Origin of the sequence: Hyphobacterium sp. CCMP332, from assembly GCF_014323565.1 — a bacterium.
Lineage (GTDB): Bacteria > Pseudomonadota > Alphaproteobacteria > Caulobacterales > Maricaulaceae > Hyphobacterium.
Map to the genome: position 1 here is coordinate 1,235,019 of NZ_CP058669.1, position 16,626 is coordinate 1,251,644.

Annotated in this window: 25 protein-coding genes and 4 pseudogenes; all 29 read right to left on the reverse strand. The window is 59.2% G+C overall.

All coding sequences use genetic code 11. From position 1 onward, the window contains the following. Positions 1 to 2: 2 nt before the first annotated feature. The 29 genes and pseudogenes from rpsM to rpsL all read right to left on the reverse strand — a co-directional run bounded on the left by rpsM (position 3) and on the right by rpsL (position 16,426). Positions 3 to 371, reverse strand: coding sequence for a 30S ribosomal protein S13 (gene rpsM / locus HXX25_RS06165; protein ID WP_187167611.1), 369 nt, complete (start codon positions 369 to 371; stop codon positions 3 to 5). Between the two features lie 150 nt (positions 372 to 521). Continuing rightward, the gene (locus HXX25_RS06170) at positions 522 to 1,085 is read right to left on the reverse strand and encodes an adenylate kinase (protein ID WP_187167612.1); all 564 of its coding nucleotides are present in this window, start codon (positions 1,083 to 1,085) and stop codon (positions 522 to 524) included. Beyond that, complete coding sequence (gene secY, locus HXX25_RS06175) at positions 1,082 to 2,434, reverse strand: preprotein translocase subunit SecY (RefSeq protein WP_187167613.1); 1,353 nt, start codon at positions 2,432 to 2,434, stop codon at positions 1,082 to 1,084. Before secY ends, HXX25_RS06170 begins: the two co-directional genes overlap by 4 nt. A 23-nt stretch (positions 2,435 to 2,457) precedes the next feature. Next, the gene (rplO, locus tag HXX25_RS06180; protein ID WP_187167614.1) at positions 2,458 to 2,949 is read right to left on the reverse strand and encodes a 50S ribosomal protein L15; all 492 of its coding nucleotides are present in this window, start codon (positions 2,947 to 2,949) and stop codon (positions 2,458 to 2,460) included. Positions 2,950 to 2,982: 33 nt separating this feature from the next. Continuing rightward, on the reverse strand, positions 2,983 to 3,171 hold the full coding sequence (gene rpmD / locus HXX25_RS06185; RefSeq protein WP_187167615.1) for a 50S ribosomal protein L30: 189 nt from the start codon (positions 3,169 to 3,171) through the stop codon (positions 2,983 to 2,985). A gap of 9 nt (positions 3,172 to 3,180) precedes the next feature. Next, positions 3,181 to 3,765 (reverse strand): 30S ribosomal protein S5, encoded by a 585-nt coding sequence (gene rpsE, locus HXX25_RS06190; RefSeq protein WP_187167616.1) that lies wholly within the window; start codon positions 3,763 to 3,765, stop codon positions 3,181 to 3,183. Between the two features lie 11 nt (positions 3,766 to 3,776). Beyond that, entirely contained in the window at positions 3,777 to 4,133 is a 357-nt protein-coding gene (gene rplR / locus HXX25_RS06195; protein WP_187167617.1) for a 50S ribosomal protein L18, read from the reverse strand. 11 nt (positions 4,134 to 4,144) lie between these two features. Beyond that, complete coding sequence (gene rplF, locus HXX25_RS06200; RefSeq protein ID WP_187167618.1) at positions 4,145 to 4,678, reverse strand: 50S ribosomal protein L6; 534 nt, start codon at positions 4,676 to 4,678, stop codon at positions 4,145 to 4,147. Positions 4,679 to 4,690: 12 nt separating this feature from the next. Beyond that, a complete protein-coding gene (rpsH, locus tag HXX25_RS06205) occupies positions 4,691 to 5,089 on the reverse strand; it encodes a 30S ribosomal protein S8 (protein ID WP_187167619.1) in 399 nt (132 codons plus the stop codon). Positions 5,090 to 5,106: 17 nt separating this feature from the next. Continuing rightward, entirely contained in the window at positions 5,107 to 5,412 is a 306-nt protein-coding gene (rpsN, locus tag HXX25_RS06210; protein ID WP_187167620.1) for a 30S ribosomal protein S14, read from the reverse strand. Positions 5,413 to 5,461: 49 nt separating this feature from the next. Further along, positions 5,462 to 6,022 (reverse strand): 50S ribosomal protein L5, encoded by a 561-nt coding sequence (rplE, locus tag HXX25_RS06215; protein WP_187167621.1) that lies wholly within the window; start codon positions 6,020 to 6,022, stop codon positions 5,462 to 5,464. Then, positions 6,015 to 6,329: a 50S ribosomal protein L24 gene (gene rplX, locus HXX25_RS06220; RefSeq protein ID WP_187167622.1), complete on the reverse strand. Its 315-nt coding sequence runs from the start codon at positions 6,327 to 6,329 to the stop codon at positions 6,015 to 6,017. Before rplX ends, rplE begins: the two co-directional genes overlap by 8 nt. A 2-nt stretch (positions 6,330 to 6,331) precedes the next feature. Then, entirely contained in the window at positions 6,332 to 6,700 is a 369-nt protein-coding gene (gene rplN, locus HXX25_RS06225) for a 50S ribosomal protein L14 (protein WP_109260620.1), read from the reverse strand. A gap of 34 nt (positions 6,701 to 6,734) precedes the next feature. Continuing rightward, a complete protein-coding gene (rpsQ, locus tag HXX25_RS06230) occupies positions 6,735 to 6,971 on the reverse strand; it encodes a 30S ribosomal protein S17 (protein WP_187167623.1) in 237 nt (78 codons plus the stop codon). 3 nt (positions 6,972 to 6,974) lie between these two features. Then, positions 6,975 to 7,181: a 50S ribosomal protein L29 gene (rpmC, locus tag HXX25_RS06235; protein ID WP_187167624.1), complete on the reverse strand. Its 207-nt coding sequence runs from the start codon at positions 7,179 to 7,181 to the stop codon at positions 6,975 to 6,977. A gap of 11 nt (positions 7,182 to 7,192) precedes the next feature. After that, positions 7,193 to 7,606 (reverse strand): 50S ribosomal protein L16, encoded by a 414-nt coding sequence (gene rplP / locus HXX25_RS06240; protein ID WP_187167625.1) that lies wholly within the window; start codon positions 7,604 to 7,606, stop codon positions 7,193 to 7,195. A gap of 28 nt (positions 7,607 to 7,634) precedes the next feature. Next, the gene (gene rpsC / locus HXX25_RS06245; protein ID WP_187167626.1) at positions 7,635 to 8,345 is read right to left on the reverse strand and encodes a 30S ribosomal protein S3; all 711 of its coding nucleotides are present in this window, start codon (positions 8,343 to 8,345) and stop codon (positions 7,635 to 7,637) included. After that, positions 8,345 to 8,746 (reverse strand): 50S ribosomal protein L22, encoded by a 402-nt coding sequence (gene rplV, locus HXX25_RS06250; RefSeq protein WP_187167627.1) that lies wholly within the window; start codon positions 8,744 to 8,746, stop codon positions 8,345 to 8,347. The genes rpsC and rplV overlap by 1 nt, the downstream gene beginning before the upstream one ends. 2 nt (positions 8,747 to 8,748) lie before the next feature. Next, a complete protein-coding gene (rpsS, locus tag HXX25_RS06255) occupies positions 8,749 to 9,027 on the reverse strand; it encodes a 30S ribosomal protein S19 (protein ID WP_187167628.1) in 279 nt (92 codons plus the stop codon). A gap of 15 nt (positions 9,028 to 9,042) precedes the next feature. Continuing rightward, positions 9,043 to 9,879, reverse strand: coding sequence for a 50S ribosomal protein L2 (gene rplB / locus HXX25_RS06260; RefSeq protein ID WP_187167629.1), 837 nt, complete (start codon positions 9,877 to 9,879; stop codon positions 9,043 to 9,045). Between the two features lie 4 nt (positions 9,880 to 9,883). After that, positions 9,884 to 10,189 (reverse strand): 50S ribosomal protein L23, encoded by a 306-nt coding sequence (locus HXX25_RS06265; protein WP_187167630.1) that lies wholly within the window; start codon positions 10,187 to 10,189, stop codon positions 9,884 to 9,886. Further along, positions 10,189 to 10,827: a 50S ribosomal protein L4 gene (gene rplD, locus HXX25_RS06270; RefSeq protein ID WP_187167631.1), complete on the reverse strand. Its 639-nt coding sequence runs from the start codon at positions 10,825 to 10,827 to the stop codon at positions 10,189 to 10,191. The genes HXX25_RS06265 and rplD overlap by 1 nt, the downstream gene beginning before the upstream one ends. Then, positions 10,824 to 11,609 carry a 50S ribosomal protein L3 gene (gene rplC / locus HXX25_RS06275; RefSeq protein ID WP_187167632.1) on the reverse strand — a complete coding sequence of 262 codons (786 nt, stop codon included), beginning with the start codon at positions 11,607 to 11,609 and terminating at the stop codon, positions 10,824 to 10,826. Before rplC ends, rplD begins: the two co-directional genes overlap by 4 nt. Before the next feature lie 72 nt (positions 11,610 to 11,681). After that, a pseudogene (locus HXX25_RS06280) lies at positions 11,682 to 11,924 on the reverse strand (30S ribosomal protein S10); the annotation flags it as partial. Between the two features lie 310 nt (positions 11,925 to 12,234). Then, positions 12,235 to 13,423: pseudogene (tuf, locus tag HXX25_RS06285) on the reverse strand (elongation factor Tu). 43 nt (positions 13,424 to 13,466) lie between these two features. Continuing rightward, positions 13,467 to 13,751, reverse strand: a complete 285-nt coding sequence (locus HXX25_RS14265; protein WP_370543758.1) for a hypothetical protein — start codon at positions 13,749 to 13,751, stop codon at positions 13,467 to 13,469. A gap of 75 nt (positions 13,752 to 13,826) precedes the next feature. Then, positions 13,827 to 15,539: pseudogene (gene fusA / locus HXX25_RS06290) on the reverse strand (elongation factor G); the annotation flags it as partial. A gap of 36 nt (positions 15,540 to 15,575) precedes the next feature. Beyond that, a complete protein-coding gene (gene rpsG, locus HXX25_RS06295; protein WP_187167633.1) occupies positions 15,576 to 16,046 on the reverse strand; it encodes a 30S ribosomal protein S7 in 471 nt (156 codons plus the stop codon). A gap of 12 nt (positions 16,047 to 16,058) precedes the next feature. After that, positions 16,059 to 16,426 (reverse strand): annotated as a pseudogene (rpsL, locus tag HXX25_RS06300) (30S ribosomal protein S12). Positions 16,427 to 16,626 lie beyond the last annotated feature (200 nt).

Here is a 16,626-nt window from a genome sequence, read left to right on the forward strand (position 1 = left end):
CCCTATTTCTTCTTGCCGGCAATCGGCTTGGCCGGACCTTTGCGGGTCCGGGCATTGGTGTGCGTGCGCTGGCCGCGAACAGGCAGGCCACGGCGATGCCGCAGGCCCCGGTAATTACCAAGGTCCATGAGACGCTTGATATTCACAGCCACTTCACGGCGAAGGTCACCCTCCACCGTATAGTCGCGGTCAATGGTTTCGCGGATCTGGATGACTTCCGCGTCCGAGAGTTGGTTGACACGCCGTTCGGAGGCAATGCCGACTTTCTCGCAAATTTCTTTCGCCATCGCGGGACCTATCCCGTGAATATAGCGAAGCGCGATTTCAACGCGCTTGTTCGTCGGAATGTTGACGCCGGCTATACGGGCCACAATGCTCTCCTTAACCAAAAATCGCGCCAATCACAGACGGTGAAACCACTCCGGCAGATCGCCGGACGAAGCAACGCCGCCCTTTTCGCGAAGGGCGCTATCTATATTGTCCGCATACCCTCCGTCAACCGGAGAGATTACGGGATTTCATCAATCGCCGAGGGCCGTTGCAATCGCAGCGGAAACCGCCTCGATTGATCCCATTCCATCGACTTCCACAACCTTGCCCGATGCCGTGTAATACGGAATCAACGGCGCAGTCTGCGTTTCATAGGCTTCAAGGCGCACCTTGAAGGCTTCCACCGTATCGTCAGCGCGGCCTTCTTCAGCGGCGCGCTTTGCCATACGGCGGACCAATTCCTCATTGTCGACCACCAGGCGGATGACCCGGTCGACCTGCGTCCCGCGTGCAGCGAGCGCTTTATCTAGCGCTTCAGCCTGCGCCACGGTGCGCGGAAATCCGTCAAAAATCGCACCGCCGGCTTTTTCAGCTTCCGGCAGGCGCTCTTCTATCAACTCGATGACAATCTCGTCCGAGACAAGATTGCCGCCATCCATGACAGCCGCCACGCGATTACCCAGTTCGGTCCCAGCAGAACGCGCAGCCCGCAGCATGTCGCCCGTCGACAGCTGCACCCAGCCGCGCTGCTCGACCAGACGCTTGGCCTGGGTACCCTTGCCGCATCCGGGAGGTCCGAACAGAACCAGATTCATCGGTTACGGCCCCGGAGCTTTTGCTTCTTGATCAGGCCTTCATACTGGTGCGCCAGAAGATGGGACTGGATCTGCGTCACGGTATCCATGGCCACGGACACGATAATCAGAATGGACGTCCCACCCAGAGCGAAGGTCACTGCGCCAGCGGCACCGGCGGTCAGAAGTTCGGGGATCAACACGACGATGGCCAGGTAAATGGCACCGATCATGGTCAGGCGCGTCAGAACGTAATCCAGATACTCGGCCGTCCGCTTGCCCGGGCGGATGCCCGGCAGGAAACCACCATACTTGCGAAGGTTCTCGGCCACTTCTTCCGGATTGAAGACAATCGACGTGTAGAAGAAAGCAAAGAACATCACCATCGCGCCGTAAAGGATGATGAAAAGCGGCTGTCCGCGGCCCAGCTGTGCGGCAATCATCTGCAGCCAGTCCGGCCCGGTCGTCGCCCACATATTGGCAACGGTCGTCGGCAGAAGCAGGAGCGAGGTTGCGAAAATCGCCGGGATCACCCCTGCGGTATTGAGCTTCAGCGGCAGGAAGGACGTATCACCGCCCACCATGCGCTGGCCTTGCTGGCGCTTCGGATACTGCACCAGAAGCCGGCGCTGGGAGCGCTCGATGAACACAACAAAGGCGAAAGTCGCCAGCATCAGGGCCACAATGCCCAGAAGGGCTCCACCGGAGACCTGCCCCTGACGGCCCTGCTCGAACAGGCTGAAAATCAGCCCCGGCACAACGGCCACGATACCGGTGAAGATGATCAGCGATATACCGTTACCGACCCCGCGGGAGGTGATTTGCTCACCCATCCACATCAAAAGCATCGTGCCGCCAACAAAGGTCAGCGTCGTCGAAACCAGGAAGAAGATGCCCGGATTCAGCGCAACCGTCTGCCCGTTCACGCCCGGCGTCATCATCGACATGGCAATGGCACCGCCCTGAACCGCGGCCAGAAGCACCGTCAGATAGCGGGAATACTGGTTGATCTGCTGACGGCCCTGCTCGCCGCCTTCCTTCTTCAACTTCTCCAGCGACGGCACGGTAGCGGCCATCAGCTGCATGATGATCGAAGCGGAAATATACGGCATCACATTCAGCGCGAAGATCGCCATCCGCTCGACGGCACCGCCGGAGAAGATGTTGAACACGCCGATCACACCGCCAGCCTGGCTATCAAACAGAGCCGCATACTGTACAGGATCGATACCGGGTACCGGAATGTAAGTGCCCAGCCGATAGGCCACGAGGACGGCCAGCGTGAAGAATATCCGTTGCTGCAGCTCTTTAGCCTTCGCGAAGGACGCGAAGTTGATGTTCGATGCAAGCTGTTCAGCAGCAGAAGCCATGGCTTATCCTCGCGATCCCCTGATTACTCAGCGGCTTTGTCAGAAACCTTGGCCTTCGGCGCAATGACGGTGACTTTCCCGCCAGCTTTCTCGACGGCATCAATCGCCGCCTTGGTCGCGCCTGCGACCGTGATCTCTACTTTGGACTTCAGCTCGCCTTTCGCAAGGAGGCGCACGCCATCCTTTACACGGCGAACGAGGCCGGCCGCGATCAATGCGTCCGCATCAATCGGCTTCTTGGCATCGATCTTCTTCTCGGCAATCGCCTTTTCAAGACGGCCGATATTGACTTCGGCGAAGGCCAGACGGTTCGGCTTGTTGAAGCCCCGCTTCGGCAAACGCATGTGAAGCGGCATCTGACCGCCTTCAAAGCCCTTGATCGCCACGCCCGAGCGCGACTTCTGACCCTTGACGCCACGGCCGCCGGTCTTGCCTTTGCCGGAACCGATACCGCGACCAACACGGGTGCGGGTCTTGGTCGAGCCGGCATTATCGCGCAATTCATTGAGACGCATGTCTAACTCTCCTGCGATGGAGCGGCCAAAGGCCTACTCCTCGACGATTTCCACCATATGGGCCACTTTGCGGATCATGCCGCGGACCGATGGCGTATCTTCCAGTTCGCGCACGCGGCCGATCTTGTTCAGACCAAGGCCAACGAGCGTTCTATGTTGATCCTGCGGGCGGCGAATGGCGCTACCCGTCTGCCGGACCTTGAGGGTTTTCTTGGCAGCCATGTGACGCCCCTATCCTTCCAGAGATTCCGGAGCCGAAGCGCCATCATTCCGGCGGTTGACCAGGTCAGCCACCTTCATGCCACGCTTGGCCGCAATCGAACGCGGGCTTTTCTGATGCTTGAGGGCATCAAAGGTCGCGCGGATCATGTTGTACGGGTTCGAGGTGCCCGTGGACTTGGCCACAACATCCTGAACACCGAGCGTTTCCAGCACTGCGCGCATCGGACCACCGGCAATAACGCCGGTTCCCGGAGGCGCAGCGCGCAGGATCACCTTGCCGGCGCCATGGCGTCCCGGCGAATCGTGGTGGAGCGTGCGGCCTTCGCGCAGCGGAATACGAACCATGGTCTTCTTGGCTTCTTCCGTTGCCTTGCGGATCGCTTCGGGAACTTCGCGGGCCTTGCCCTGACCGAAACCGACGCGACCTTTCTGGTCGCCGACGACGACGAGTGCGGCAAACTGGAAATTCCGGCCACCTTTCACCGTCTTGGCGACGCGATTGATGTGGACCAGCTTGTCGACGATTTCGTCCTGCTGCTCTTCATCCCGGTCGCGACGGCGACCGCGGCCGCGGTTTTCTTCATTACGAGCCATCAGCCGCTCCCTTAAAAGTTCAATCCACCTTCACGAGCCGCTTCGGCCAAGGCCTTGATGCGTCCGTGAAAGATGAATCCGCCGCGATCAAAGACGACGTCCTTGATTCCGGCTTTGGTGGCGCGTTCCGCCAGGCGCTTGCCTACGCTGGCAGCGGCTTCGACATTCGCACCGGACTCTTTGGAATCCGCTTCGGCCGTGGAGGCCGCTGCGAGTGTGACGCCCTGCTGATCGTCGATCAGTTGCGCATAGATATGCTTCGACGAGCGGAAAACCGACAGACGCGGCCGACCGTTCGAGACTTTCTTGCGCAGCTTGCTGCGATTGCGCAGCGCGCGGCGCTTCATTTTTTCGCGTGAGCTCAACATGGTTCTTGCGCCTACTTCTTCTTGCCTTCTTTGCGGCGGATGTATTCGCCCTGATAGCGAACGCCCTTGCCCTTGTAGGGCTCCGGCGGACGGTATCCGCGAATTTCCGCTGCAACCTGACCAACTTGCTGCCGGTCAGCGCCCGTGACGATAACTTCCGTCGGCTTCGGTGCCTGGATCTGAATGCCTTGCGGCGGCTCGTAAACCACATCGTGGCTGAAACCGAGCGCCAGCTTCAGGTTGGAACCCTGCATCTGCGCACGATAGCCAACGCCTTCCAGTTCCAACGTCTTGTTGAAGCCTTCGGTGACGCCGGTCATCATGTTGGCGATCAATGCGCGGGTCATACCCCACATAGAGCGCGACCGCTTGCTTTGATCCACCGGCTTGACCTCGATACCCTCATCGCCTTGCGACAGGGTAACGTCTTCAACCGCGGTGAGGCTCAGCTCGCCCTTGGGGCCCTTCAGCGTCAGCTCACGGCCGTTGAGACGAACCTCAACACCCGAAGCGACGGCGATTGGGAGTTTTCCGATACGTGACATGGATCGTTCTCCCTAGCTGACTTTGCAGAGGATTTCGCCACCGACATTCTGCTCGCGAGCGGACGCATCGGACATCACACCCATCGGGGTAGAGACAATCGCGATACCAAGACCGTTCGAGATCAGCGGGAGATCCTTCACTTTGGAATACACACGACGGCCTGGCGTCGAGATCCGGCGGATCTCGGCGATGACAGGCTCGCCATCGAAATACTTCAGTTCAATTTCGAACTCGCGCTTGCCATCGGCATGCTCGATCTCGGAATAGCCACGAATAAAGCCTTCCGACTGGAGCACATCCAGCACGCGCTTGCGAAGATTTGAAGCCGGCGTTGCGACAGTCGTCCGGCCACGCATCAACGCGTTCCGGATACGTGTCAGCATATCACCGAGGGGATCGTTCATAGACATTGTTCAATCTCTCCCGATCACCAGCTCGACTTGACCATGCCGGGGATGAACCCGTTCGAGGCCAGGTCGCGCAAAGCGATCCGTGACATTTTGAGCTTGCGGTAAAAACCACGCGGACGGCCCGAAATCTCGCAACGATTGCGATAGCGGGTCGGCGCGGAATTCCGCGGCAATTCGGCCAGCTTCAGCTGAGCAGCAAAACGCTCCTCAACCGGCTTGGACTTATCACGGGCAACCGCCTTGAGCTCGGCGCGTTTGGCCGCATACCGTTGCGCCAGTTTCTGACGTTTCAGGTTACGCTCGACAGCACTTGTCTTCGCCATTTACTTCCTCCTGCGTGCGAGACCCTGACGGTCCCGCCCTCCTGATGCGTCAGTTCGAAAACGGGAAATCGAACTCGGCCAACAGGGCTTTCGCTTCTTCATTGGTTCGCGCGGTCGTACAGACCACTATGTCCATTCCCCGGATCTTCTCGACCTTGTCATAGTCGATCTCGGGAAACACGATGTGCTCCTTCAGGCCCATGGCGTAGTTGCCACGGCCGTCAAAGCTCTTTCCGTTCAGGCCGCGGAAGTCGCGAACGCGCGGCAGCGCAATCGTGATCAAACGGTCCAGAAATTCATACATGCGGTCCTGGCGCAGCGTGACTTTCACGCCCACATCCTGGCCTTCGCGCAGCTTGAAGCCGGCGATCGACAGGCGGGACTTCGTCTTGACCGGCTTTTGACCGGCAATCCGCATCAGATCCTCATATGCGCCGTTGATCTTCTTGGAGTCCTGGGCCGCTTCGCCCACGCCCATATTGATCACGACCTTCTCGATCCGCGGGATCTGCATCGGATTCGTGTAGCCGAATTTCTCTTTCAGCCGGTCACGAATCTCGTCGCGATACTTCGCGCGCAGACGCGGTTGGTATTCTTTTACATCAGCCATCGATGACCTCACCGGATTTCTTGGCCACGCGGACCTTGCGGTCGCCTTCCATCTTGAAACCGACGCGGGTGGCTTCACCCGTTTTCGGATCGGCCAGGGCGACGTTCGATACGTGGATCGGCGCTTCCTTGGTCTCGATACCGCCAGCAGACGATTGCGTGGGGCGCTGGTGGCGCTTCACGATATTGACGCCGCGAACGAAAAGACGGTCTTCGGACGGAACGACGCGAATGACTTCGCCCGTTTTGCCCTTGTCCCGGCCCGCGAGGACAACGACCTTGTCGCCCTTTTTAATCTTGGCAGCCATGGCTACAGCACCTCCGGAGCCAGCGACACGATCTTCATGTGGTTCTTGGCGCGGAGTTCGCGCGGAACCGGTCCGAAGATACGGGTGCCGATCGGCTCTTCATTATTGTTCACGAGGACAGCCGCATTGGAGTCGAAGCGGATAACCGATCCGTCCTTGCGTTTGATGTCCTTGGCCACACGCACCACAACGGCACGGCGGACTTCACCTTTTTTGACGCGGCCGCGCGGGATCGCTTCCTTGACCGACACCACAATGATGTCGCCCACATGAGCGTAACGCCGCTTGGCACCACCGAGTACCTTGATGCACTGCACACGGCGGGCACCGGAATTATCGGCAACGTCCAGATTAGTTTGCATCTGGATCATAACGATCCTCCTTCAGGGTCATCCCCCGGAACGCTTATGCGTCCGCGGATACGACCTCCCACCGTTTCAGTTTCGACTTGGGTGCACATTCCTGAATAAAGGTCTGTTCACCCACTTTGAGGCTGTTGGCCTCATCGTGTGCGTGGTAACGCTTCGAGCGGCGAACCGTCTTCCGGAGCAGTGGGTGCAGGAATGTCCGCTCCACCTTCACGACGACAGTCTTGTCACCCTTGTCGCTCACCACGACGCCTTGCAATACGCGCTTGGGCATCGCCTAGCTCCCTTGTCCGGCCTGAGCCACCCGCTGGGCCTGGATCGTCTTGAGACGCGCAATCGTGCGGCGTACCTGACGAACACGGGCCGTGTTTTGCAACTGACCCGAGGCCTGCTGGAAGCGCAGGTTGAATTGTTCTTTTTTCAGCTTCAGGAGCTCATCCTTCAGCTGATCGTCGCTCAATGCGCGAACATCAACAGCGTCCATGACACTCACTCCTATTCACCAATCCGGGCGACGATTTTCGTCTTCACCGGCAGTTTGGCTGCGCCCAGAGACAGCGCTTCACGCGCAACATTCTCCGGCACACCGTCAATCTCGAACATGATCCGGCCGGGCTTGACTTTGGCGGCCCAGAATTCTGGCGACCCCTTACCCTTACCCATCCGGACTTCCGTCGGTTTCTTCGACACAGGCACATCCGGGAAAATCCGGATCCAGACCCGGCCGGCCCGCTTCATGTGGCGAGTAATCGCCCGGCGGGTGGCTTCGATCTGGCGTGCCGTGACGCGCTCGGGTTCCATCGCCTTGAGGCCATAGGAACCGAAATTCAGCGAAAAGCCGCCTTTGGCCGCGCCTTTGATGCGGCCTTTGTGCGCCTTCCGGAACTTGGTGCGTTTTGGTTGAAGCATCTGTTTCTCGCTCCGTCGTTCCTACTGCCTAAGCCGCCCGGTTGCCGCTGCCCTGACGGGCACGCTGCTCACCGGATTCCTGAAGACGGCGCTCGGATGCCATCGGATCATGTTCCAGAATCTCACCTTTGTAGATCCAGACCTTGATGCCGATAATGCCCATAGCCGTCGAAGCTTCAGCGGTTCCATAATCAATGTCGGCGCGCAGCGTATGCAGCGGCACAGACCCTTCCTGATACTGCTCGACGCGCGCAATCTCGGCACCGCCGAGACGGCCGCCGCAGATGACCTTGCAGCCCTTGGCGCCCATGCGCATCGCCGTTTGCAGCGAGCGTTTCATGGCGCGGCGGAAAGCCACACGGCGCTCCAGCTGCTGAGCAATGGACTCGGCAACCAGCATTGCGTCGATCTCCGGCTTGCGCACTTCAACCAGGTTGAGGAAGACCTCACCCTTGACGATCTGCTGCAAGGCACGGCGCAGAACTTCGATATCGGCACCCTTCTTCCCGATCACCACACCCGGACGCGCGGTATAGACGGTCACGGTGCACTTCTTGTGCGGGCGCTCGATCACGATCTTGGAAACGCTGGCATTCTTCAAACGCTTGCGCAGCATGTCGCGGATCTTGATGTCCTCATGGAGGAGTTGGGCATACTCACCGGTATTGGCATACCAGCGGGATTCCCAGGTGCGATTAATACCGAGCCGAAGCCCGATCGGATTGACCTTCTGACCCATCAGGCGGCCTCCTCAACTTCACGAACAATGATCGTCAGCTCGGAAAACGGCTTCATCACTTTCGCTGCACGGCCACGGGCACGCGCGCGGAAACGTTTCATCACCAGATTCTTCCCGACATAGGCTTCCGAAACGATCAGGCTGTCGATATCGAGGCCATGATTGTTCTCGGCGTTTGCAATCGCACTGTCGAGGACCTTCAAAACGTCCTTGGCAATACGCTTGCGCGAAAATTCGAGCGTGGCCCGTGCGCTTTCCACCTTCTTGCCGCGGATCGCCTGGGCAACAAGATTCAGCTTCTGACCGCTGATACGGATCATCGTCTGCTTCGCACGCGCTTCATTGTCAGCGACGCGACGCAGATTTTTGCCGTTCTCATCTCTTTGACGTGTCTGGGTCATGATCAGCCCCTTTTCGCCTTCTTGTCCGCCGCGTGACCATGATAGGTCCGGGACGGAGAGAACTCACCGAGCTTGTGGCCCACCATGTCCTCGGTCACGAGCACCGGGATGAACTTGCTGCCATTGTGCACCTGAAAAGTCAGGCCCACGAATTGCGGCATGATCGTCGAGCGGCGCGACCAGGTCTTGATCGGCTTCTTGCGGCCTTCAGCGTGGGACGCATCGGCCTTCTTGAGGAGGTATCCGTCTACAAACGGACCTTTCCAGACTGAACGCGGCATATCTAACGCGCTCCCTTAGCGTGACTTGCGCTGGTGGCGCGAGCGGAGGATGAATTTATCGGTAGCCTTGTTACTGCGGGTCTTGCGGCCTTTGGTAGGCTTACCCCAAGGTGTTACCGGGTGACGACCGCCGGACGTGCGGCCTTCGCCGCCGCCATGCGGGTGATCGATCGGGTTCATGGCGACGCCACGAACCGCCGGACGCTTGCCCATATAGCGCTTGCGACCGGCTTTACCGAGATTCTGGTTCATGTGATCCGGGTTGGAGACAGCTCCGACCGTCGCCACACACATTTCAGGAATGGCACGAAGCTCACCTGAATTGAGACGAACCTGAGCGTAACCACCATCGCGGCCAACCAGCTGGGCATAGCCCCCGGCCGAACGCGCAATCTGTCCACCCTTGCCCGGCTTCATCTCCACATTGTGGATGATGGTGCCGACCGGCATGGATTTCAGCGGCATGCAATTACCCGGCTTCACGTCAACGCGGATGCCGGAAACGATGACATCGCCAACCGACAGACGCTGCGGCGCCAGGATGTAGGACTTCTCGCCATCGGCATATTCGATCAGCGCGATGAAAGCGGTCCGGTTCGGGTCATATTCCAGACGCACGACCGTCGCTTCGACATCAAGCTTGTTCCGCTTGAAGTCGACTTTACGGTAAAGCGTCTTGGCTCCACCGCCCTGACGGCGAGCGGTGATGCGGCCCGTATTGTTGCGGCCACCCTTCTTGGTCTTGCCTTCAACGAGGCTTTTTTCCGGACGACCCTTGTGGAGGCCTTCGCGGTCAACCAGCACCAGAGCGCGACGGCCCGGCGAGGTGGGATTGTATGTTTTAAGCGCCATGGTCCTAGAGCCCCGTGGTCACGTCAATCGAGTCGCCCTCAGCGAGCGTCACGATTGCTTTTTTCATGTCCGAGCGCCGGCCGACTTGACCGCGAAAACGCTTCGTTTTGCCTTTCAGGCGCAGCGTATTGACCGCCGTCACCTTCACCTTGAACAGAGCTTCCACCGCTTCAGCGATTTCCGTCTTGGTCGCGGTCAGCGGAACGCGGAACACCACCTTGCCGTCTTCCGACAACAGCGTGGACTTCTCCGTGATCACCGGACCCAGGATCGCGTCATAGTGGCGGGCTTCAACTGCAACCTTGGCCATTATGCTGTCTCCTTGGCGGCAAAGCGCGCATGGATTTTTTCAACCGCTGCCTTGGTCAGAACCAGCTGATCATGACGCAGAACGTCATAAACATTCAGGCCCTGCGCCGGCAGAACGTCGATATGCGGGATGTTGCCGGCCGCTTTCGCGAAATTCGCATCGACCGCATCACCATCAATAATCAGTGCATTGCTGAGGTTCAGCTTGGTGAAAGCCTCGCGAACCTGCTTCGTCTTGGCATCCTTCATCACCGCCTCATCAACGATGATCAGCGAGTCGGAACCGGCCTTCGACGAAAGCGCATGCTTGAGCGCCAGAGCGCGAACCTTTTTCGGCAGATCGTGCGCATGGCTGCGGACGCGCGGTCCGTGCGCCTTGCCACCACCGACAAAGATCGGCGCACGACGGTTACCGTGACGAGCGCCACCGCCACCTTTTTGCTTGCCGTACTTCTTGCCGGTGCGCGACACTTCGTTGCGCTCCTGGGCCTTGTGCGTACCAGCCTGGCGAGCCGCCAGCTGCCACTTCACAACACGCTGCAAAAGGTCGGCACGGATCTCGTCAATGCCGAAAACGGCATCGTCCAGATCAACTGCGCCTGCAGCCTTTGCGGCGAGGGTCTTTACCTCAACCTTCATGATTGGGACTCCTCATCGCCTGCACCACCCTCAGCCGGGGCACCTTCAGCGGTCATCTCTGCTTCGGGAGACGCGGGCTCTTCATTGGCAGGAGCCGCCTCTTCCATTGCCTTGCGAATTGCGCCCGGCATCGGCAGGTCAGCATCGCCAGCACCCTTGATGGCGTCGCGAATTTCGACCCAGGAACCGGCAGAACCCGGAACCGCGCCGCGCACCAGGATGTAACCATCCTCGGCATCCACACGGACAACGTCGAGATTCTGGACGGTGATGCGCGCATCACCCATGTGTCCAGCCATCTTCTTGCCCTTGAAAACCTTGCCCGGATCCTGACACTGGCCGGTCGAACCGTGCGAACGGTGTGAGATCGACACACCGTGCGTGGCCCGCAGACCGCCAAAATTCCAGCGCTTCATGGCACCGGCAAAACCCTTACCGATGCTCTTGCCGGCGACGTCGACCTTCTGGCCCGGCACAAAGTGCTCGGCCGTCAGCTCGGAACCCGGCTCAATCAGATTGTCTTCGGAAACGCGGAATTCAATCACGCGCTTCTTCGGTTCGACTTCTGCCTTGGCAAAGTGGCCACGCATGGCTTTGGATGTGCGCTTGGCTTTCGCCTTGCCCGCACCCAGCTGCAGCGCCACATAGCCGTCACGCTCAGCAGTCCGCTGAGCCACGACCTGGCAATTCTCGAGTTGCAGAACGGTCACCGGAATGTGTGCGCCATCCTCGGCGAACACCCGGGTCATCCCGACCTTTTTGGCAATCAGCCCCGTGCGCATCACCTAGGCTCCCAGTTTGATCTCAACGTCCACACCGGCCGAGAGGTCGAGCTTCATCAGCGCGTCAACCGTCTGCGGGTGGGATCTACAATGTCGAGGAGGCGTTTGTGAGTCCGGATTTCGAACTGCTCGCGCGATTTCTTGTCGACGTGCGGCCACGCAGAACCGTAGAACGCTCCATCGCGTCGGCAGAGGGATCGGTCCGCGCACATTGGCGCCGGTACGTTTCGCCGTCGATACGATCTCGCGCGCGGACGTGTCCAGGACGCGGTGATCGAATGCCTTGAGGCGAATGCGGATATTCTGCTGTGCCATCGTAGTTCGTCCACACAATTAAAGGCGCACAGAAAGGTGACTCAACCCGGTCACCCGTCGGCGCGCTAAAAACCAATTTGTTCGCTTCATGGGACTGCGTCTGCTGTAAAGCACCGCCAGTCCATTCACGAAGGGCGGGGTCTACCGGCATGAGTCGCTTCCGTCAACTCCTCTAAGCGCTATTCGAACACGAAATCACGCTTTTGATGACAGTTTCTGCAAACGCTCCGGAGAAACCCCTTCCCCCACGAAAAAAGGGGCGCTGCCGGTGTGGCAACGCCCTGAATCGGGTTTGACTGGGGCTGAGGCCCTAGTCGGTGATTTTGGAGACCACGCCGGCGCCGACTGTGCGGCCACCTTCGCGGATCGCGAAGCGCAGCCCGTCTTCCATGGCGATCGCGATCAGCAATCGACCGTGATCATTTCAGCTCGGCATTGTCGCCCGGCATCACCATTTCCGTACCCTCTTTCAGGGTCACAACACCCGTCACATCCGTCGTCCGGAAGTAGAATTGCGGGCGGTAATTGGTGAAGAACGGGGTGTGACGTCCACCCTCTTCCTTCGTCAGGATATAGGCTTCCGCCTCGAACTTCGCATGCGGCGTGATCGAACCCGGCTTGGCCAGAACCTGACCGCGCTCGACACCTTCACGATCAATACCGCGCAGCAGCACACCGACATTGTCGCCGGCCTGGCCCTGATCGAGCAGCTTGCGGAACATCTCAACGCCGGTGCAGGTCGTCTTCTTGGTGTCACGCACGGACCGACGATCTCGAAGCTCGTCGCCCACCTTGACGACGCCGCGCTCGATACGGCCGGTCACCACGGTGCCACGGCCGGAAATCGAGAACACGTCCTCGATCGGCATCAGGAACGGCTGGTCCATCGGACGCTCCGGCGTCGGGATGTAGTCGTCCACAGCCGCCATCAGCTTCACGGATCTTGGCCTCGCCGATCTCGGCATCGCTTGCCTTCAAGCGCCGCCAGCGCCGAACCAGTGCCATGATCGGAATGTCGTCGCCCGGGAAGTCATACGGCTCAGCAGCTCGCGCACTTCCATCTCGACCAGCTCCAGCAGCTCCTCGTCGTCGACCATGGTCGACCTTGTTCAGGAACACCACCAGCGCCGGAACGCCCACCTGGCGCGCCAGCAGGATGTGCTCGCGGGTCTGCGGCATCGGGCCGTCGGCGGCGTTCACCACCAGGATCGCGCCGTCCATCTGCGCCGCACCGGTGATCATGTTCTTGACGTAGTCGGCGTGGCCGGGGCAGTCGACGTGGCGTAGTGACGCGCGTCGGTCTCGTACTCCACGTGCGCGGTCGAGATGGTGATCCCGCGCGCCTTCTCTTCCGGCGCAGCATCGATCTGATCATGCGCCCGGAAGTCGCCCAAATACTTCGTGATCGCCGCCGTCAGCGTCGTCTTGCCGTGGTCAACGTGACCAATCGTGCCAATGTTCGCGTGCGGCTTCGTACGCTCAAACTTTTCCTTGGCCATATCTCTGCTCCAAGTCCTGATTTAATTCCAAACGAAAATCGCGTCAGGCGATCTTCGCAATGACTTCGTCGGCCACAGCCTGCGGAACAGGCTCATAGTGGTCGAATTGCATGGTGAACTGCGCACGTCCCTGTGTAGAGGACCGCAGCGCATTGATGTAGCCGAACATATTTGCCAGCGGCACCATTGCGTTCACAACTGTTGCGTTTCCGCGCATCTCCTGGTCGCGGATCTGACCGCGGCGGGAGTTGAGGTCGCCAATCACCGAACCGGTATATTCGTCCGGGGTCACAACCTCGACCTTCATCATCGGCTCCAGCAGCTTCATCTTCGCCGGCCCCTTGATTTCACGGAACGCTGCACGTGCCGCAATTTCAAACGCCAGAACACTCGAGTCGACGTCGTGATATTTCCCGTCGAGCAGCGTGGCCTTGAAATCGATGACCGGGAAACCGGCCAGCAGACCGCCGTCCATGACAGAACGAATGCCCTTTTCAACGCCCGGAATGTATTCCGCGGAACGTTACCGCCGACGATTTTCGATCTGAACTCGAAGCCTTCACCCGGTTCGCGCGGTTCGAACATGATTTTCACTTCAGCGAACTGACCCGAACCACCCGACTGCTTCTTGTGGGTGTAGGTGATTTCCGCTGCCTGACCGAGTGTCTCGCGATAGGCCACCTGCGGCGCACCGATATTGGCTTCCACCTTGAATTCACGTCTCAGGCGGTCAACCAGAATATCGAGGTGCAACTCGCCCATACCCGCCATACGAGTCTGTCCGGATTCCTCGTCGGTGGACACGCGGAAGGACGGATCCTCGGCGGCCAGCTTCTGAAGGCCGATGCCCAGCTTTTCCTGGTCGGCTTTCGACTTCGGCTCGACCGCAATCTCGATCACCGGATCCGGGAATTCCATCCGTTCCAGAATGACCTGATTCATCGGATCACACAGCGTGTCACCGGTGGTCGTGTCCTTCAGGCCTGCAATGGCGACGATGTCGCCGGCAAACGCTTCCTTGATGTCCTCACGGGAGTTAGAGTGCATCTGCAGCATGCGGCCGATACGCTCTTTCTTTTCTTTCACCGTGTTCTGAAGCGAAATGCCGGTTTCCAGCTTGCCGGAATAGATGCGGCAGAAGGTCAGCGTGCCCACAAACGGATCGTTCATGATCTTGAACGCCAGCATCGACACTGGCTCTTCATCGGACGACTTGCGGACCACTTCAGCTTCCGTCTTCGCATCGATACCCTTGATCGACGGCACTTCAACCGGGCTCGGCAGGAAGTCGACCACTGCATCCAGAAGCGGCTGAACGCCCTTATTCTTGAACGCCGTGCCACACAGAACCGGGTGGAAGTCGAGATTGATCGTGCCCTTGCGGATCAGCTTCTTCAGCGTCTCGATCGAAGGCTCTTCGCCTTCGAGATACGCTTCCAGAGCCGTCTCGTCGAGCTCAACAGCCGTCTCGATCATCTTCTCGCGCCATTGGGCGGCTTTCTCGGCCATGTCGGCCGGAATATCGACTTCCTCGAAAGACGCGCCCAGGCTTTCATCATTCCAGATGATGCCCTTCATCTTGATCAGATCGATCACGCCGGCAAAATCGTTTTCCGCACCGATCGGCAGCTGAACCACCAGCGGCACGCAGCCCAGACGCTCGACCATCATCTCGACGGAGCGGTAGAAATCGGCACCGATCTTGTCCATCTTGTTGACGAAGAACATCCGCGGCACTTTGTACTTTCGGCCTGACGCCAGACGGTTTCCGTTTGCGGCTCGACGCCCGCATTGGCATCCAGAAGCGCCACGGCACCATCCAGCACGCGCAGCGAACGCTCGACTTCAATCGTGAAGTCCACGTGTCCGGGCGTATCGATGATGTTCAGGCGCTTGTCTTTCCAGAAAGCGGTCGTGGCAGCCGACGTAATCGTGATGCCCCGCTCCTGCTCTTGCTCCATCCAGTCCATCGTGGCTGCGCCATCATGAACTTCACCGATCTTGTGGCTTTTGCCGGTGTAAAGAGGATACGCTCGGTCGTCGTCGTCTTGCCGGCGTCGATATGCGCCATGATACCGAAGTTACGATAGTCTTCGATCTTGTGGGTGCGGGCCATTGAAGTCGTCCTTGGGGAGGTCGGCGATTGGAGGGTTTACCAGCGATAGTGCGAGAAGGCGCGGTTGGCTTCCGCCATCCGGTGCGTGTCTTCCCGCTTCTTCACGGCAGTGCCGCGATTGGACGACGCGTCCATCAGCTCTGCCGCGAGACGCTCGCGCATTGTGTTTTCGTTGCGTGACCGCGCAGCTGCCACCAGCCAACGGATAGCCAGGGCCTTCTTGCGATCGGCACGCACTTCAACCGGCACCTGATAGGTCGCACCACCGACGCGGCGGGAGCGAACTTCAACGTCCGGAGAAACATTTTCCAGCGCTTCGTGGAAGATCGAGACAGGTTGGCGCTTGGCCTTTTCCTCGATCATTTCGAATGCGCCATAAACGATGGATTCGGCGACAGACTTCTTGCCGTCGAGCATCAGGTAATTCATGAACTTGGTCAGATCCTTATCACCGAATTTCGGGTCGGGAAGAATCTCGCGTTTTTCTGCGCGGTGACGACGTGACATTTGAGGTCTCTCCTACTTCGGCCGCTTCGCGCCGTATTTCGAACGGCGTTGACGACGATCCTTGACGCCCTGGGTATCCAGAACACCGCGCAGGATGTGATAACGGACACCCGGAAGGTCTTTCACCCGGCCACGGATCAGGACCACGGAGTGCTCCTGCAGGTTATGGCCTTCGCCCGGAATGTAGCTCACGACCTCGTGACCATTGGTCAGACGCACCTTCGCCACTTTCCGCAAAGCCGAGTTCGGCTTTTCGGCGTGGTGGTGTAGACGCGCGTGCAAACGCCACGGCGCTGAGGGCAAGCCTGAAGGGCCGGCACCTTGTTGCGTTTCGGTTTGTCTTTCCGCGGCTTGCGGATAAGCTGGTTAATCGTCGGCATACGCCTCTGTCCGTTATCTGCGCGTTCGTCCAAAAGCCGGTGAACGCATAAAAGCCGACGTGCCAAGCGCTAGCGCTTCGCCCGTCGATCCGTTGAACTAATTCCGTATTTCCGGACGACGTATAGGCCGGTAAATGCCTACTGCTCGCCCCGAAAATCAGGCGCGGAACCTATGCGCGGTATTTGCAAAGGTCAAGCGC

Bases quoted from the DNA above. Each gene is read 5' to 3' on its own strand.
- rpmD (WP_187167615.1), bottom strand. From the start codon at position 3,171: ATGGCTGCCAAGAAAACCCTCAAGGTCCGGCAGACGGGTAGCGCCATT.
- rplD (WP_187167631.1), bottom strand. From the start codon at position 10,827: ATGAAGGTTGAGGTAAAGACCCTCGCCGCAAAGGCTGCAGGCGCAGTT.
- rpsS (WP_187167628.1), bottom strand. From the start codon at position 9,027: ATGCCGCGTTCAGTCTGGAAAGGTCCGTTTGTAGACGGATACCTCCTC.
- rpsQ (WP_187167623.1), bottom strand. From the start codon at position 6,971: ATGCCCAAGCGCGTATTGCAAGGCGTCGTGGTGAGCGACAAGGGTGAC.
- rplO (WP_187167614.1), bottom strand. From the start codon at position 2,949: ATGCGTCTCAATGAATTGCGCGATAATGCCGGCTCGACCAAGACCCGC.
- rpmC (WP_187167624.1), bottom strand. From the start codon at position 7,181: ATGGACGCTGTTGATGTTCGCGCATTGAGCGACGATCAGCTGAAGGAT.
- rplB (WP_187167629.1), bottom strand. From the start codon at position 9,879: ATGGCGCTTAAAACATACAATCCCACCTCGCCGGGCCGTCGCGCTCTG.
- rpsG (WP_187167633.1), bottom strand. From the start codon at position 16,046: ATGTCACGTCGTCACCGCGCAGAAAAACGCGAGATTCTTCCCGACCCG.
- rpsE (WP_187167616.1), bottom strand. From the start codon at position 3,765: ATGGCTCGTAATGAAGAAAACCGCGGCCGCGGTCGCCGTCGCGACCGG.
- rplC (WP_187167632.1), bottom strand. From the start codon at position 11,609: ATGCGCACGGGGCTGATTGCCAAAAAGGTCGGGATGACCCGGGTGTTC.
- rplX (WP_187167622.1), bottom strand. From the start codon at position 6,329: ATGGCTGCCAAGATTAAAAAGGGCGACAAGGTCGTTGTCCTCGCGGGC.
- HXX25_RS06170 (WP_187167612.1), bottom strand. From the start codon at position 1,085: ATGAATCTGGTTCTGTTCGGACCTCCCGGATGCGGCAAGGGTACCCAG.
- rplV (WP_187167627.1), bottom strand. From the start codon at position 8,746: ATGACCCAGACACGTCAAAGAGATGAGAACGGCAAAAATCTGCGTCGC.
- rpsH (WP_187167619.1), bottom strand. From the start codon at position 5,089: ATGTCTATGAACGATCCCCTCGGTGATATGCTGACACGTATCCGGAAC.
- rpsN (WP_187167620.1), bottom strand. From the start codon at position 5,412: ATGGCGAAGACAAGTGCTGTCGAGCGTAACCTGAAACGTCAGAAACTG.
- rplP (WP_187167625.1), bottom strand. From the start codon at position 7,606: ATGCTTCAACCAAAACGCACCAAGTTCCGGAAGGCGCACAAAGGCCGC.
- rplN (WP_109260620.1), bottom strand. From the start codon at position 6,700: ATGATCCAGATGCAAACTAATCTGGACGTTGCCGATAATTCCGGTGCC.
- rpsC (WP_187167626.1), bottom strand. From the start codon at position 8,345: ATGGGTCAGAAGGTCAATCCGATCGGGCTTCGGCTCGGTATTAATCGC.
- rplE (WP_187167621.1), bottom strand. From the start codon at position 6,022: ATGGCTGATGTAAAAGAATACCAACCGCGTCTGCGCGCGAAGTATCGC.
- rplF (WP_187167618.1), bottom strand. From the start codon at position 4,678: ATGTCACGTATCGGAAAACTCCCAATCGCCGTCGCTTCGGGTGTTGAG.
- HXX25_RS14265 (WP_370543758.1), bottom strand. From the start codon at position 13,751: ATGAAGCTGCTGGAGCCGATGATGAAGGTCGAGGTTGTGACCCCGGAC.
- HXX25_RS06265 (WP_187167630.1), bottom strand. From the start codon at position 10,189: ATGGCCAAGGTTGCAGTTGAAGCCCGCCACTATGACGCGATCCTGGGT.
- rplR (WP_187167617.1), bottom strand. From the start codon at position 4,133: ATGTTGAGCTCACGCGAAAAAATGAAGCGCCGCGCGCTGCGCAATCGC.
- secY (WP_187167613.1), bottom strand. From the start codon at position 2,434: ATGGCTTCTGCTGCTGAACAGCTTGCATCGAACATCAACTTCGCGTCC.